Origin of the sequence: Heyndrickxia faecalis, assembly GCF_040267745.1 — a bacterium.
Classification (GTDB): Bacteria; Bacillota; Bacilli; order Bacillales; family Bacillaceae_C; genus Weizmannia; species Weizmannia faecalis.
Genome location: NZ_CP158453.1, coordinates 2,261,316 through 2,275,810, shown reverse-complemented (window position 1 = coordinate 2,275,810; position 14,495 = coordinate 2,261,316). Strand labels below are relative to the sequence as shown.

17 protein-coding genes are annotated in these 14,495 nt (G+C 48.0%); all 17 read left to right on the top strand.

The window, feature by feature from the left end:
* Positions 1-29 precede the first annotated feature (29 nt).
* The 17 genes from fliF (at position 30) to fliP (ending at position 14,484) form a co-directional block, all read left to right on the top strand.
* On the top strand, positions 30-1,619 hold the full coding sequence (gene fliF / locus ABR335_RS11070) for a flagellar basal-body MS-ring/collar protein FliF (protein ID WP_014095455.1): 1,590 nt from the start codon (positions 30-32) through the stop codon (positions 1,617-1,619).
* 12 nt (positions 1,620-1,631) lie between these two features.
* Positions 1,632-2,645, top strand: a complete 1,014-nt coding sequence (gene fliG / locus ABR335_RS11065; protein WP_013859088.1) for a flagellar motor switch protein FliG — start codon at positions 1,632-1,634, stop codon at positions 2,643-2,645.
* On the top strand, positions 2,638-3,390 hold the full coding sequence (gene fliH / locus ABR335_RS11060; RefSeq protein ID WP_035188467.1) for a flagellar assembly protein FliH: 753 nt from the start codon (positions 2,638-2,640) through the stop codon (positions 3,388-3,390). The genes fliG and fliH overlap by 8 nt, the downstream gene beginning before the upstream one ends.
* Positions 3,387-4,712, top strand: a complete 1,326-nt coding sequence (gene fliI / locus ABR335_RS11055) for a flagellar protein export ATPase FliI (RefSeq protein ID WP_104851382.1) — start codon at positions 3,387-3,389, stop codon at positions 4,710-4,712. Before fliH ends, fliI begins: the two co-directional genes overlap by 4 nt.
* The gene (fliJ, locus tag ABR335_RS11050; protein ID WP_013859091.1) at positions 4,709-5,143 is read left to right on the top strand and encodes a flagellar export protein FliJ; all 435 of its coding nucleotides are present in this window, start codon (positions 4,709-4,711) and stop codon (positions 5,141-5,143) included. The genes fliI and fliJ overlap by 4 nt, the downstream gene beginning before the upstream one ends.
* 22 nt (positions 5,144-5,165) lie before the next feature.
* A complete protein-coding gene (locus tag ABR335_RS11045; protein ID WP_014095451.1) occupies positions 5,166-5,789 on the top strand; it encodes a MotE family protein in 624 nt (207 codons plus the stop codon).
* Positions 5,790-5,821: 32 nt separating this feature from the next.
* A complete protein-coding gene (locus tag ABR335_RS11040) occupies positions 5,822-7,939 on the top strand; it encodes a flagellar hook-length control protein FliK (protein WP_014095450.1) in 2,118 nt (705 codons plus the stop codon).
* A gap of 5 nt (positions 7,940-7,944) precedes the next feature.
* A complete protein-coding gene (gene flgD / locus ABR335_RS11035) occupies positions 7,945-8,589 on the top strand; it encodes a flagellar hook assembly protein FlgD (RefSeq protein ID WP_185740930.1) in 645 nt (214 codons plus the stop codon).
* Positions 8,590-8,600: 11 nt separating this feature from the next.
* Positions 8,601-9,056, top strand: coding sequence for a TIGR02530 family flagellar biosynthesis protein (locus ABR335_RS11030; RefSeq protein ID WP_026683996.1), 456 nt, complete (start codon positions 8,601-8,603; stop codon positions 9,054-9,056).
* A gap of 27 nt (positions 9,057-9,083) precedes the next feature.
* A complete protein-coding gene (flgG, locus tag ABR335_RS11025; protein ID WP_104851384.1) occupies positions 9,084-9,848 on the top strand; it encodes a flagellar basal body rod protein FlgG in 765 nt (254 codons plus the stop codon).
* Positions 9,849-9,887: 39 nt separating this feature from the next.
* Positions 9,888-10,103, top strand: coding sequence for a flagellar FlbD family protein (locus ABR335_RS11020; RefSeq protein WP_017551521.1), 216 nt, complete (start codon positions 9,888-9,890; stop codon positions 10,101-10,103).
* Positions 10,100-10,522 (top strand): flagellar basal body-associated protein FliL, encoded by a 423-nt coding sequence (gene fliL, locus ABR335_RS11015; protein WP_014095446.1) that lies wholly within the window; start codon positions 10,100-10,102, stop codon positions 10,520-10,522. The genes ABR335_RS11020 and fliL overlap by 4 nt, the downstream gene beginning before the upstream one ends.
* A 108-nt stretch (positions 10,523-10,630) precedes the next feature.
* Positions 10,631-11,632 (top strand): flagellar motor switch protein FliM, encoded by a 1,002-nt coding sequence (fliM, locus tag ABR335_RS11010; RefSeq protein WP_014095445.1) that lies wholly within the window; start codon positions 10,631-10,633, stop codon positions 11,630-11,632.
* Positions 11,622-12,740: a flagellar motor switch phosphatase FliY gene (gene fliY / locus ABR335_RS11005; RefSeq protein ID WP_017551523.1), complete on the top strand. Its 1,119-nt coding sequence runs from the start codon at positions 11,622-11,624 to the stop codon at positions 12,738-12,740. The genes fliM and fliY overlap by 11 nt, the downstream gene beginning before the upstream one ends.
* A 15-nt stretch (positions 12,741-12,755) precedes the next feature.
* The gene (locus tag ABR335_RS11000) at positions 12,756-13,118 is read left to right on the top strand and encodes a response regulator (RefSeq protein WP_014095443.1); all 363 of its coding nucleotides are present in this window, start codon (positions 12,756-12,758) and stop codon (positions 13,116-13,118) included.
* 24 nt (positions 13,119-13,142) lie between these two features.
* Complete coding sequence (locus tag ABR335_RS10995; RefSeq protein ID WP_104851385.1) at positions 13,143-13,826, top strand: flagellar biosynthetic protein FliO; 684 nt, start codon at positions 13,143-13,145, stop codon at positions 13,824-13,826.
* Positions 13,819-14,484 carry a flagellar type III secretion system pore protein FliP gene (gene fliP / locus ABR335_RS10990; RefSeq protein WP_237349204.1) on the top strand — a complete coding sequence of 222 codons (666 nt, stop codon included), beginning with the start codon at positions 13,819-13,821 and terminating at the stop codon, positions 14,482-14,484. Before ABR335_RS10995 ends, fliP begins: the two co-directional genes overlap by 8 nt.
* The last annotated feature ends 11 nt before the right edge of the window (positions 14,485-14,495 follow it).

The window sequence follows — 14,495 nt, the reverse complement described above, 5'->3', positions numbered from 1 at the left end:
CCGTGAATTTTTTATCCCGGGGGATAATGATGAATGAAAAGTTAAAACAATCTTTTCAAAACCTGAAGGGGTTTTGGAAAAGCAGGAGCAAGAAGCAGAAAACAATCGGCATATCCGCCGTTGCCCTTATGCTGGTACTTGCTGCCGGAATCACTTATTTTATGACAAAAACAAAATACGCGCCGCTCTACAGCGGGCTGGATGTCTCCGAAACAGGATCCATCAAGGACGAACTGGACCAGGAAGGCGTACCGTCCAAAATCACGGATGGTGGCAAAACGATCGAAGTGCCTGAAGACCAGGTGGACGATTTGAAAGTCACATTGGCTGCAAAAGGGCTGCCAAAGACCGGCAGCATCGACTATTCTTTTTTCAGCCAGAATGCAAAATTCGGGATGACAGACAATGAATTTAACGTCGTAAAGCTCGATGCGATGCAGACGGAACTGGAAAATCTGATTGAACAGATGGACGGCGTCGAAAAAGCAAAGGTGATGATCAATCTTCCGAACCAAAGCGTCTTCGTAGCCGACAGCCAGGCAAAAGCTTCCGCATCGGTTGTCCTGACGTTAAAACCCGGTTATGAATTGGACCAAAACCAGATAAAAGCCGTTTACAATCTTGTTTCAAAAAGCGTTCCGAATCTTCCTACCGATAATATCGTCATTATGAACCAGAATTTTGAGTACTATGACTTAAATTCTTCAAATTCTTCCGGAAATGCTTATACACAGCAGCAGGCGATCAAAAAACAAATTGAACGGGATATTCAGCAGCAGGTGCAAACGATGCTTTCCACACTGATGGGTGCAGGAAAAGCGGTTGTCACCGTTACAGCGGATATCGATTTTACGCAGGAAAAACGCGAGGAAGATCTCGTTGAACCGGTTGATAAGACGAATATGAAAGGCATTGAAATCAGCGCCAAAAAAATCCAGGAAACATACCAGGGTACAGGCGCAGCAGCCGGAACGCCATCTGGCAGTACAGATTCTGTCGGCTCTTCGTATGTATCCGGGTCGAACGGGAACGGGACGTATTCCAAAACAAGTGACACGATCAACTACGAAGTAAACCGGATTAAACGGAAAATTACAGAGAGCCCGTACAAAATCCGCGATCTCGGCATAGAAGTCATGGTCGAGCCGCCGGTCAGAACAAAACGGTCTTCCTTGCCCGCTTCCCGGTTAAAAGATATTAAATCGATGCTTTCTACGATTGTCAGAACGTCGATTGACAAGTCAAGCGGCACAAGGCTGACCAATCAAACGGTTGCCGATAAAATCGCAGTTTCCGTCCAGCCATTTGCAGCCAATGCGCCGGAGAAGGCGAAAAAAGCTTCGATTCCGTGGTGGGTATACGCGATTGGCGGAGGTTTGCTTCTCGTGATAGCCGGGCTCATCTTCTTCATGATCCGCAACAGAAGGCGGGCCGCTTCGGAGGCTGAAGAAGAGATGGCGGAAGAAACGCCGGAAAAACCGGCACCGCCCCGCATTCCGGACGTAAATGAGGAACAGGAAACCGACGCTTCAGCAAGGCGGAAACAGCTTGAAAAAATGGCAAAGGAAAAACCGGATGAGTTTGCGAAACTATTGCGGTCATGGCTTTCCGAAGAATAGGAGGGAAACAAGATGGCAAGTAAAGAAAAAACGTTATCCGGCAAAGAAAAAGCAGCCATTCTCTTGATTTCTCTCGGCCCGGACGTATCGGCATCCGTCTACAAACATTTAACAGAAGAAGAAATCGAAAAGCTGACGCTGGAAATCTCAGGCGTCAGAAAAGTCGACAATGAAACGAAGGAAAAAGTGCTGACCGAATTTCACCATATTGCTTTGGCACAGGACTATATTACCCAGGGCGGAATCGGTTATGCCAAAATGATTCTCGAAAAAGCACTCGGCCCGGAACAGGCGGCATCCATCATCAACCGGCTCACTTCATCGCTGCAGGTGCGCCCGTTTGATTTTGCTAGAAAAGCAGATGCGGCCCAGATTCTGAATTTTATCCAGGATGAACACCCGCAGACGATCGCCTTGATTCTGTCCTACCTGGATCCGGAAAAAGCCGGGCAGATTCTTTCCGAGCTTCCGCCTGAAATGCAGGGGGACATTGCCAGAAGAATTGCCTTAATGGAAGGCACATCCCCTGAAATTATCAGCGAAGTGGAAGCCATTTTGGAAAGAAAGCTGTCCGCGACGGTGACACAGGATTATACGCAGACAGGCGGGGTGGAATCCGTTGTCGAAGTGTTGAACGGGGTCGATCGTACGACAGAGAAAACGATCCTTGACTCGCTGGAACAGAAAGATCCCGAACTTGCCGAAGAAATCAAAAAACGAATGTTTGTATTTGAAGATATCGTCACCCTTGACAATCGTTCCATTCAGCGCGTCATCCGCGAATGCGAAAATGAAGACCTGCTTCTTGCACTGAAAGTCTCAAGCGACGAAGTAAAAGAAATTATTTTCCGCAATATGTCGCAACGGATGGCCGATTCCATGAAAGAAGAAATGGAATATATGGGCCCGGTGCGGCTGCGTGAAGTCGAAGAAGCCCAGTCGAGAATTGTGTCCATTATCCGCAGGCTGGAAGACAGCGGCGAAATCATTATCGCAAGGAACGGAGGCGACGACATCATTGTCTAATATTATTAAAACAAAGCAAGATGCAGGTGTTGTTTCCAAAATGCGCGTAATCAGCGTGCGCCGGCTCCCGGCGTTGCCCGAAGAAACGGGAGATGCAACCGCTGTGAAAGAGGATATTTTCGCAAAATATCAAACCGAGGCAGAGCGCCTGCTTTTAGACAGTCAAAAAGAAGCAGAAGCAGTACGCCGGCAAATTGCCGAAGAGAAAAAACAGTGGGAGCAGGAAAAAGCAAAGCTCACCGAACAAGCACAGCGCCAAGGGTTTGAAGCCGGTTATGCAGATGGCCGCAAGGAAGGGTTTGAAAGCATCCGCGACCATTTAAACAAGTCCATTGACATCGTCAACCGTTCCAAAGAGGCGTTCAAAAAACATTTAGAAGCATCGGAAAAAGATATTTTGGAAATTGCGATGAAAGCAGCGGGGAAAATTTTGCAAGACACACTTGAAACATCCCCCGAAAAAATGTTTGCCATCGTAAAAAACGTATTAAAAGAAGCGACCGGGTATAAAGAAGTCGATCTCCATATCCATCCGGGGCAGTACGCCTTCGTCATGGACAACAAGGAAGAACTGGATGCCCTCTTCCCGAACGATACAAAATGCTATGTCTACCCGGATGATTCGCTTGAACCGTACCAGGTCTTTATCGAAAGCGGCAGCGGCAGGATTGATGCAAGCATTGACAGCCAGCTGTCTGAACTTAAGGCAAAGCTTTTGGAACTGATCGGGGAGGATGCGGAATGAAAGCAACCGATCTCTTAGACTATATACCCGAAATTGGGACGTTTAAACATTACGGAAAAGTAAAAAGAGTGATCGGCTTAATGATCGAATCACTCGGGCCGAAAAGCTCCATCGGTGACGTCTGTTATATTCATGTGGATAACAAAAAAAATACGAAAAAAATCATTGCCGAAGTTGTCGGGTTCCGTGACGGGAATGTTATTTTAATGCCTTATACGAACATCCAAGAAATTTCTCCCGGCAGCCTTGTGGAAGCAACAGGGAAACCGATGCGGGTGAAAGCAGGCCCACGGCTGTTGGGGAAAGTCATTGATCCTTTGGGCGTGCCGCTCGACCATTCCCCGCTTCCCGCCGGCCTAAAACCGATTCCGATCGACCGGACGCCCCCCAACCCGCTCAAGCGCCCGCCGATCAGGGAACCGATTGAGCTTGGCGTCCGCGCGATCGACAGTCTGCTGACGGTTGGAAAAGGCCAGCGGATCGGCATATTTGCTGGAAGCGGCGTCGGCAAAAGCACCCTGCTCGGCATGATTGCACGCAACACAAATGCCGATCTGAATGTGATCGCCCTAATCGGGGAGCGGGGCAGGGAAGTAAGGGAATTTATTGAACAAGATCTCGGCCCTGAAGGTTTAAAAAAGTCCATTGTTGTCGTGGCAACAAGCGACCAGCCGGCATTGATGCGGATTAAAGGCGCCTATACAGCAACAGCGATAGCGGAATATTTCAGGGACCAGGGGCTAAATGTCATGTTTATGATGGACTCGGTTACCCGGGTCGCGATGGCCCAGCGTGAAGTCGGACTGGCAACGGGGGAACCGCCGGCTACAAAAGGATATACCCCGTCCGTTTTCGCGATTTTGCCGAAACTTTTGGAAAGGACCGGAACAAATGAGTCCGGCACGATTACCGGGATCTACACCGTGCTTGTCGACGGGGATGATTTGAATGAACCGATTGCCGATACGGTGCGCGGCATTTTAGACGGGCATTTTGTTCTGGACAGGGATTTGGCAAATAAAGGGCAATACCCGGCTATCAATATTTTAAAAAGCGTTAGCCGACTGATGAGCCAACTTGCCAGTCCTGCACACAAAAAAGCCGCAGAAAAGATTCGCGAACAGTTAAGCACTTATTTGAATTCAGAGGACCTGATCAATATCGGCGCTTATAAACCGGGCGCATCAAAAGAAATTGATGAAGCGATCGAACGCTATCCGAAAATCGTTTCTTTTATCAAACAAAGCACCGACGAAACCTATAGTATGGAAAGCAGTATCCGGGCTTTAATCGGACTTGCGGAAACGGGTGAGTGGGCATGAATTATCATTATAAATTCGAGAAAATCCTTGATGTCAAAGAAAAGGAAAAAGACGAGGCGCTCAGTGCATACAAAAATGCGGTACAGGCATTTGAAAATGTGGCCCGGGAGCTGTACGCGCTTTTGAAAAAGAAAGAAGACCTGGAAGCCCACCAGGCTGAAAAAATGAAAGCGGGCCTTTCCGTCCAGGAAATCCGGCATTACCGGCGGTTTATTGATGATATTGAAAAATCAATCCATTATTATCAGAGCCTCGTCATGAATGCACGAAACCGGATGAACTGGCATCAGCAGAAACTGCAGGAGAAAAATATAGAAGTCAAAAAATACGAAAAACTGAAAGACAAAGATTATGGCCGTTTTCTGATGAAACTGAAAATACAGGAAGAAAAGCAGGCAGATGAAATTTCAACCCAGACTTTTTATCACTAAAGCCTGAAAACCGGGTGATGTTATGCGCAAACAAATGGAAGAAATCGAGACAGCAGCAGAAGAAAAAAAAGGCGGTAAACTGCAGTGGTTTTTTTACGTGATCCTGATTCCGCTACTGTTTGCCACCGCGATGGCGATCATTATCGCTACTATCTCGGGTGTCAATGTGATCAGTAAAGCATCGGGCCTCGCCCATCAGGTGACCGGGATATTTGGCACAGGCGGGAATGAAAAAGGGAAGAAGCAAAGCGGCACGTTCAGTGAAACACAGTATAAAAGCCAGATCCGTTCTTTACAAAAACAGGCGTCAGAAAAAGACAAAGAAATCAGCAAGCTGCAATCCGAACTGGACAAAAGCCAACAGAACAATTTGAAAATGAAACAAACCGTCTCTGATCTGAAGCAGCAATTGAAGAAAGCCCAGCAACAACAGGCAGCCAATCAGAAAAAATTAAAAGAAATCGCAAGCACCTATGAAAATATGAATCCGGAAAATGCGGCTGCCATTATTCAAAAAATGAGCGATCAGGAAGCAACGGGGATCCTTTCCCAGCTCAGTTCGGAAACATTGGCGAACGTCCTTGAAAAAATGAGTGCCGATAAAGCAGCAAAATACACCCAAATGCTCGGGCGTACAGGATCATAAGCCATCCATTAAACTTGAAAGGAGGTGAAAACATGAATGTAAATTCGGCTCTTCAGGCTGTACCATTTTCTCCGCCAAGTACGCAAACGGCTGGCGCACAGCTGCAGACGCAGCCATCCGGGTTTTTTCAGCAATTGAGCCTTGCCGGCCAGGACAGCGGCCGGATGCCGGAAAACGAGGAGGCAGTGGATGTTTGCCAAAAGCTTCAACAAAGGATTGTCGCGGTTTTAACGGAAAAGGCCGGGGCAACGGAACAGGCTAGAGAAGATGGAAGCCAGGAAGAAGGGGCTGATATGCAGACCATTTCCGCTCTTTTCAACCGGCTGGTGCGGTTTGCCGGCGCTGAAGACGAAAACAGCAAAAAAAAGATACAAGAAACAAAAACGGCCATCGAAACAGGCGATGCCGCAGCTGCCATCATGAATATGGCGCAAATGCTCGCCTCCATGCCAGTCCCGTCTTTAATAAAGCTCGGACTTGAAGATGCGGAAACATTGCTCAGGCAGGTGGGGGCTGTTCTAAAAACGTTTCCCGAAAATACAGCAGCAGGCATCAACATGATGCAGACAACGGAACAATTAGCCCAGTTGTCCGAAAAAATCGGCCGTTTTCTCAAGGCCATTTCAGCAGATGCGCTAAACGCGGGGCAGACGGTTTCAAGCGCGCCGCAACAGCCGGGCATTGCCGTAAAAGAAGAAATATTAAAAACTGCTTATTTGCATTTATCCGGCGGAAAGGCGGATCCATCGCTGTTTAAAAAAGCACCTGTTCTTCCTTTATCTCCAGCTGCCGCGGCTCTAGGAATGGCTTCCAATCCGGATCATGCCAACTCGGCGCAAAATGGACGGGAAAGTAACCAGGTATTGCTTCAAAACGGCCCAGTTTCTGCAAATGGGGCGATTCCGGAAATGAACGAAGCGGTATTGCCGGCAAATGAAAGAAGCGAACCGGCTGCTGCAGGCACGGGCACCACCGGAACAGCACTGCTACAAACAGACAACAATGAAGTGACGGAAGCCTTATCAAAGGATGGCCGCTCATCCCGGCAGGAAGGGGTGCCGTTTAGTCTGGCAGCAGAATCCGTCGCCGCGGATGAAAATGCTGGGAATCCGGCTGCAAAACCGCTGCAGGCGGGTACTTCAGGAGCGGACGCGCAAAATGGCAAAGCAGCGATTCGGGGCAATGCGCCAAGTGAAAGCAGGACAGGCGGGCCATTGCAAAATCAGGCGCCCAGTGTGCAAACGACCGCCCATCCAGAGGCAAATACCGGGCAGCCTGCAGATGGCAGCCAGCTCAAGGCACTAAAAGCAACGGCTGATGAGGTGCAGGCCACTGCAAGCCAGCATATTGAGCTCATGGAAGACGGGATACCGGGAAGCAACGGCAGGGTGAAGACGCAGGCAACAGCTGGTGAAAATGGCCGGATTGCTGTGCCAGGCCAAAATGCGGGTCCCCAGCAGGAAAACGGAAAACTAGAAGACAGCAGCCGGCATGCCGCATTGGATTTTTCCCGGGAAATCCAGCAGACAGGACAATCCGGAAACGATAGCACCGAAGATGGATTGGCAAACGGATGGGAAACCGGAAAAAGAAGCCCCGTTGCGCATAACAGCAGCCATCTTCAAGCAGCAGAAGAAATAAACGGGAACGGCAATACAGCCCCGGCATTTTCACTCTCGGGCAAAGTGGAACAGCTCGTCCTTTACACCGGCGAAAAACATAATCCGGTTTCGTACCGGCAGTTTGTCCAGGAATTCGCCAATATCATTCAAAAGGCGGCCTATTCCAGCCATAAAGGCGCAAACAGGCTGTTGATCCGGCTTGAACCTGAAAACCTCGGTTCTTTGCGCGTGGAATTGCTTGAGCAGGACGGAAAACTGGCAGCAAAGATACTGACAGACACTGGTGCGGCAAAAGATTTGCTTGATTCCCAGCTGCAGCAGCTTAAACATGCTTTGGCAGGCCAGCAGGTCCAGTTAACAAAAATGGATATTGAATACCGTGACACAGCGGCACAAACCGCCCACGGCCAGCCCGGGGACAGCGGGGGCCGCGAACAACGGCAACAGCAGCAAAAACGTCGGGAAAACCCGGAACCGGGACATTTCTCGGCCATGCTCGAAAACAATATGATTGATGCGGAAGCGTAGGTGAAATGACTTTGACTTCTATTGACCCAAGCCTGCTGTTAAGCAATCAAAATACAGCTACCAGCACGCGTACGGGGAGTAAGACGTTGGATAAAGATGCTTTTTTGAAAATATTGATTGCCCAACTTCAAAACCAGGATCCGACCAAGCCAATGGACGACACGCAATTTGTCTCACAAATGGCGCAGTTCTCTTCATTGGAGCAAATGACCAATCTGAAAAACAATATCGACAATCTGATCAAACTTTCGCAGCAATCGCAACAAATTGCATATACGCAGTATATCGGGAGAACGGTTTCCTGGGAAAAAACCGAAACAGCAGATGACGGAACAGCATCCGTTAAGTCGGGAACCGGGACGATTACCGGCATTTCGTTTGGGGATGACAATGCAGTTACCTTCACGCTGGATGACGGAACGAAAATCAGTTCTTCCGATATGACAGGGATCAATAGCAACACTTCAAATGAAGCAGCATTGATTCAGGCAAGCCATTTGATTGGAAAAAAAGTGGCCTATACAAATAATGCCGGAAAAGAAGAAACAGCTTCGGTCAGTGCCGTTTCCATCCAAAACGGCAGCCTCATCTTTACACTTGATAACGGGCAAAAAGCCGCAAGCGGGCAGCTTACGAAAATTGCAAACTAGGAAGTGATTGAATGGATCAATCCTATCCGTCCATTCCATTGCAGCGAACCACGCCTGTGCGTTCTCTTAATGGAACGCGAGAATCCGGCCAGGGGAAGAACCAAACCGGCCATTTTTCGGATTATTTCAAGCAGGCATTGTCCGGGCAGTCTGAACCAGCCACATTAAAAATCAGCAAACACGCCGGCGAAAGGCTGCAGGAACGGGGGATTGAACTCGACGATTCCACCTGGAAGCAGATCAGCGAAAAGGTGGCGGAGGCAAAGCAAAAAGGGCTGGATGAGACACTGGTTCTGGCAGATGATGCCGCGCTGATCGTCAGTGCAAAAAATGCAACCGTGATTACTGCAATGGACCGGAGTGAAGCCGGTTCCCAAATTTTCAGCAATATTAACGGCGCCATCATTTTAGAATCACCGGCCGGACCGGAAGGAAGGCCGCAGCTGCCGAATGACAGACGCAGCTGAAAACAAAAATGGAGAGGGGTTAATGCAATGTTACGTTCATTATATTCAGGTGTAAGCGGCATGAAAAACTTTCAAACAGAACTTGATACAATCGGAAACAACATCGCAAATGTGAATACTTACGGGTACAAAAAAGGGCGTGTGACGTTTAAAGATGCAATCAGCCAGACGCTGGCCAGCGCGACGCCCGGCACAAGCGCCCAGCAGGTAGGCCTTGGGTCTCAGATCGGTTCAATTGATACCGTTGATACTTCAGGAAGTCCGGAATCAACGGGGCGTCCCCTTGACTTTGCGATTACTGGAGACGGGTACTTCAGAGTAGCAGATGGCAACAACACGTACTATACGCGTGCCGGCAATTTTTACTTTGATAATAACAGAAGACTCGTCAATTCAGAAGGTTTTACTGTGCTGGGTACAAATGGACAAGCCATCACCCTTGGCGCAAATGTCAAAAGCTTTTCAGTCGCAACAGACGGAACCATTACCGATCAGGATGGCAATACAATTGGAACAATCAGCATTGCCACTTTCCAGAATCCTGCCGGGCTGACAAAAGTCGGCGGCAATTTATATACCACAACGAATTCCAATGCGGGGACGGTCACAGTAAGCCAGCCGGGACAAAACGGTGCAGGCACAATCAAATCCGGCTATCTCGAAATGTCCAATGTCGACCTGTCGGAAGAGTTGACCAATATGATCGTAGCAGAACGCGGGTTTCAGGCGAATACAAGAATTATTACGACATCCGATGAAATTCTGCAGGAACTTGTCAATCTGAAACGATAGGGGGAAGGGGGCCAGGGCTCTAGCCCCGGCCCGCATAATGTGATTGAAGTGACAAAATTAAACGGCAGGGCATTCTGGATAAACGCTATTCATATTGAAACGGTGGAAAGCATGCCGGATACAAGAATCATCCTGACAAACGGACACGCTTATATTGTTAGGGAGTCGAGCAAAGAAATCGAGCAAAAAGTGACCGCCTTTTTCCGGTCTGTTTCTTTGCTTGGAAGAAATACCGGGGAGGAGGGGCCGGAATGAATAAAATGGTGCGGATCATGCTTGTGATGATTTCCGTCATTTTACTGGCCGGCATCATCACCATCATCGTCATCTATAAATCGAACGAGGCAACAAAGGCAAAAGGGCCAAACATTGATGAAGTTGTCGATTCTTCCGTGGACATTGACACGATGACAACCAATCTGAAAGACAACCACATCGTCCAGATTGCCATCAAAATTGAAGGAAACAATAAAAAAGCAAAAGATGAACTGACAAAAAGAGATTTTCAAATCAAAGACATTATGATTGACGAGCTGTCAAATATGAACATGCAGGATTTGCAAGCTGAAAAGGGGAAACAAAAGTTCAAAACAGACATAAAAAACCGGTTAAATAAAATGATGCAGGACGGCGAAGTTGTAAATGTATATATTACTTCCTTTGTTATCCAATAAAAGTATGCCGCCTGTTGAAGCAATAAAGGCAGAGTGCAGCAAACAGGCAGTGCCGCAGCAGGCAGTCCGGCCCCTGTGCCTGTATGTAAACAAGGGGGGTGGGTAAACTTGCCGGAAGATATTTTATCGCAGTCTGAAATTGATGCGCTGCTATCCGCCCTGTCAACGGGGGAAATGAACGCGGAGGAAATAAAAAAAGAGGAAACCCGGAAAGTCAAAGTATATGATTTCAAGCGGGCACTCCGGTTTTCAAAAGACCAGATCAGAAGCCTGACAAGAATTCATGAAAACTTCTCAAGGATTCTGACAACCTTTTTATCTGCCCAGCTCCGGACTTACGTGCAGATTTCCGTTGCATCGGCTGACCAGATTCCGTATGAGGAATTTATCCGTTCGATACCGAAAATGACGCTTTTGACGGTTTATGAAGTTCCCCCGCTTGACGGGAATATTATTATGGAAATTAACCCGAACATTGCCTATACGATGATGGATCGTGTGTTGGGAGGGTACGGGGAAAGCATCAATAAAATTGACAAACTCACTGAGATTGAAAAGAAAATCATGACGAGAATTTTTGACCAGACCATCGACCAGTTAAAGGAAGCGTGGAGCGAGATCATCGAAATCAATCCCTTTCTGACTGAACTGGAAGTCAATCCGCAGTTTCTGCAGATGATTTCTCCGAATGAAACCGTGGTCGTCATTTCTCTCAACACGACCATCGGCGATACAAGCGGCATGATCAATTTATGCCTGCCGCAAGTGGTGCTTGACCCGATGATGCCGAAATTGTCCGGGCATTATTGGATGCAGCACGCCGGAAAGGAACCGGACCCGAATAATATCCGCCTGCTCGAAGAAGGCATTAAGGAGGCAAAAGTGCCGCTCACCGCCGAACTGGGGACGGCAACAATAAAAATTGAAGATTTTCTGAATCTGGAAATTGGCGACTGTATACGGCTGAACCAAACCATTGAAGAGCCGTTGGTTGTCAAGGTGGATAAAATTCCGAAATTCATCGGGCAGCCGGGCAAGCAAGGCACTAAAATGGCTGTCCAAATCCTTGATATCATAGAGGAAGGGGAAGAAGAACAGTATGAGCGATGATATGCTGTCGCAAGAAGAAATTGATGCCCTTCTTAACGGCACTGCAAATCTGGAAGACGCAAGCGCCAAAGATTCCCTCCGTGTGGAAGATTATCTCGATTCCATGGAAAGGGATGCGCTTGGGGAAATTGGTAACATTTCGTTTGGGAGCTCTGCGACGGCATTGTCCACCCTGCTTTCACAAAAAGTTGAAATTACAACGCCTGAGGTCAGCATTGTCCGGCACGACAAACTGGCGGATGAATTTCCGCATCCTTACGTGGCCATTCAGGTGAAATACACGGAGGGCTTTTCCGGCGTGAATGTGCTCGTCATTAAACAATCCGATGCCGCCATTATTGCCGACTTGATGCTGGGCGGAACCGGCGAAAATCCGAGCAGCGAACTGGATGAGATCCATTTGAGCGCGGTACAGGAAGCGATGAATCAGATGATGGGTTCTGCCGCTACCTCGATGTCTACGGTTTTTAATAAAAGAATCGATATTTCCCCGCCGGCCGTTTCACTTTTAAATATTTTGGAAGGCGAAGGCACGGACAAGCTTCCGGACCAGGATTTGCTTGTGAAAGTCTCGTTCCGGATTATGATCGGGTCATTAATCGATTCGCAGATCATGCAGCTGTTGCCGCTTTCGTTTGCGAAAAAACTGGCGCGCGATCTCATTCATCCTGAACAACCCGCCGAAGCTGAAAAAAAAGCAGAGGAAAAGCAGCCGGATCAAAATATGCGCGGCCATGCTGCGGAAAAACCGGCTGAGCCTGCTCAAAATGCAGCAAAACAGGAGATGTACCAAAATGTGCAGCCAGCTGTTTTTACGAGTTTTGAAGAAACAGCGCCGCGCGTTGAAACGAAAAATCTGGACATGCTCCTTGATATCCCGCTTGAAGTGACTGTTGAACTGGGCAGGACATCGAAAACAGTAAGGGAAATTCTTGAGATGGGCGCCGGCTCCATTGTGGAACTGGACAAGCTCGCCGGAGAACCCGTGGATATTCTCATCAACCATCAGTTAATTGCCATTGGGGAAGTGGTGGTGATTGATGAGAACTTCGGTGTGCGTGTGACAGATATCGTGAGCCAGAAAGACCGGCTGAAAAAACTGAGATAATGGGGGAAGATCCAAATGGCAAAGAAAATTTTGATTGTAGATGACGCTGCGTTTATGCGCATGATGATTAAAGACATTCTGACAAAAAACGGATATGACGTTGTCGCTGAAGCGGGAGACGGCGCACAAGCAATCGAAAAATATAAGGAACACCGGCCGGATCTTGTGACAATGGATATTACAATGCCGGAAGTGGACGGGATCAGCGCGCTGAAGGAAATTAAAAAAATCGACCCGGATGCAAAAGTCATCATGTGTTCGGCAATGGGCCAGCAGGCGATGGTCATTGATGCCATCCAGGCCGGTGCAAAAGACTTTATCGTCAAACCGTTCCAAGCTGACCGTGTAATTGAGGCCATCCAAAAAACGCTCGGCTGACGATGCCAGGAAGGTGACAATGATTTGCAAAGCCAAGTGACGAAGGGGCTTTTGCTGTTTGGGATTCTGCTGTGCCTGCTGTACGGGTTTTCGGCACCCGGCAATGCCCTCGCGGCTTCTTTTAACGGAAATGTGAAAGAATGTATCGACCATCCGAAACAGTGTCAAAAACAAACGGACGGAAAATCCGAAAGCCAGGCTACACAATCGGAAACGGCAAATCCGGCGGTAACCTTCGGGGATATTGCGCGGATGATCCTCGCACTTATTTTCGTGATTTGTTTACTATGCTTTGTTTTAAAATTTGTCAACAAAAGAAGCCGTGCCTATCAAAGCAGTAAAATGATACAGAATTTCGGCGGCACGCCTTTGGGCGGAAATAAGTCGCTGCAAATTGTAAAAGCGGGCGACAGGATTCTTATTTTAGGTGTCGGGGACGATGTGCAGCTTGTCAAAGAAATTGATGACGAGGAAGAGGTCAGGCAGTTCGTTGACCAGTACAATCAAAAGCTCGAGCAGCAACTGGAACCGCGCGATATTGCGACAAGGCTCATAAAAGCGGTGAAAAACAGGGAAACTGGGGCAAAAACAGAAGCAACCCCGTTCGGGCATTTGCTGAAGTCGCAAATTAGCGCGATCAGGGAGGAGCGGGCGCAGGCGATGAAAGAACTGGAACAAAGGGAGAAGGAGAAACAGAACGATGAATGAGTTGTTGAATACATTAAGCAGCACATCCGGCGATACCGTTTCCCTTTCGGTCAAAATCCTTTTGCTTATGACCGTTCTTTCATTGGCACCGAGCATTTTAATCCTATTGACTTCTTTTACGCGGATTGTCATTGTCCTGTCTTTTGTCCGGACTTCGCTCGGCACGCAGACAGCCCCACCGAATCAGGTGATCGTAGGCCTTGCGCTGTTTCTGACGTTTTTTATCATGGCTCCGACGTTTCAACAGGTAAATAAACAGGCGCTCACGCCGTTGTTCCATGATAAACTGACGCTGGAAGAGGCTTATGACAAAGCCCAGAAGCCGTTTAAGGAATTTATGGCGAAACAGACCCGGCAGAAAGACTTGCAGCTGTTTTTGGATTATGCCCATAAAAAGCAGCCTAAGTCGGTGCAGGATATTCCAATGACAACCCTTGTTCCGGCATTTACAATCAGCGAATTAAAGACGGCTTTTCAAATGGGCTTCATGATTTTCATTCCTTTTCTTGTCATCGATATGGTCGTGGCAAGTGTCCTGATGTCGATGGGAATGATGATGCTGCCGCCTGTGATGATCTCGCTGCCTTTTAAAATCTTACTGTTTGTGCTCGTGGACGGATGGTATCTTGTTGTGAAGTCGCTGCTTGAAAGTTTTTAAAGAAGGTGAAT

Excerpts from the sequence above, each read along its gene's own strand:
- fliF (WP_014095455.1), top strand. The coding sequence starts at position 30 with ATGAATGAAAAGTTAAAACAATCTTTTCAAAACCTGAAGGGGTTTTGG.
- fliG (WP_013859088.1), top strand. The coding sequence starts at position 1,632 with ATGGCAAGTAAAGAAAAAACGTTATCCGGCAAAGAAAAAGCAGCCATT.
- fliI (WP_104851382.1), top strand. The coding sequence starts at position 3,387 with ATGAAAGCAACCGATCTCTTAGACTATATACCCGAAATTGGGACGTTT.
- fliJ (WP_013859091.1), top strand. The coding sequence starts at position 4,709 with ATGAATTATCATTATAAATTCGAGAAAATCCTTGATGTCAAAGAAAAG.
- ABR335_RS11045 (WP_014095451.1), top strand. The coding sequence starts at position 5,166 with ATGCGCAAACAAATGGAAGAAATCGAGACAGCAGCAGAAGAAAAAAAA.
- ABR335_RS11040 (WP_014095450.1), top strand. The coding sequence starts at position 5,822 with ATGAATGTAAATTCGGCTCTTCAGGCTGTACCATTTTCTCCGCCAAGT.
- flgD (WP_185740930.1), top strand. The coding sequence starts at position 7,945 with ATGACTTTGACTTCTATTGACCCAAGCCTGCTGTTAAGCAATCAAAAT.
- ABR335_RS11030 (WP_026683996.1), top strand. The coding sequence starts at position 8,601 with ATGGATCAATCCTATCCGTCCATTCCATTGCAGCGAACCACGCCTGTG.
- flgG (WP_104851384.1), top strand. The coding sequence starts at position 9,084 with ATGTTACGTTCATTATATTCAGGTGTAAGCGGCATGAAAAACTTTCAA.
- fliL (WP_014095446.1), top strand. The coding sequence starts at position 10,100 with ATGAATAAAATGGTGCGGATCATGCTTGTGATGATTTCCGTCATTTTA.
- fliY (WP_017551523.1), top strand. The coding sequence starts at position 11,622 with ATGAGCGATGATATGCTGTCGCAAGAAGAAATTGATGCCCTTCTTAAC.
- ABR335_RS11000 (WP_014095443.1), top strand. The coding sequence starts at position 12,756 with ATGGCAAAGAAAATTTTGATTGTAGATGACGCTGCGTTTATGCGCATG.
- fliP (WP_237349204.1), top strand. The coding sequence starts at position 13,819 with ATGAATGAGTTGTTGAATACATTAAGCAGCACATCCGGCGATACCGTT.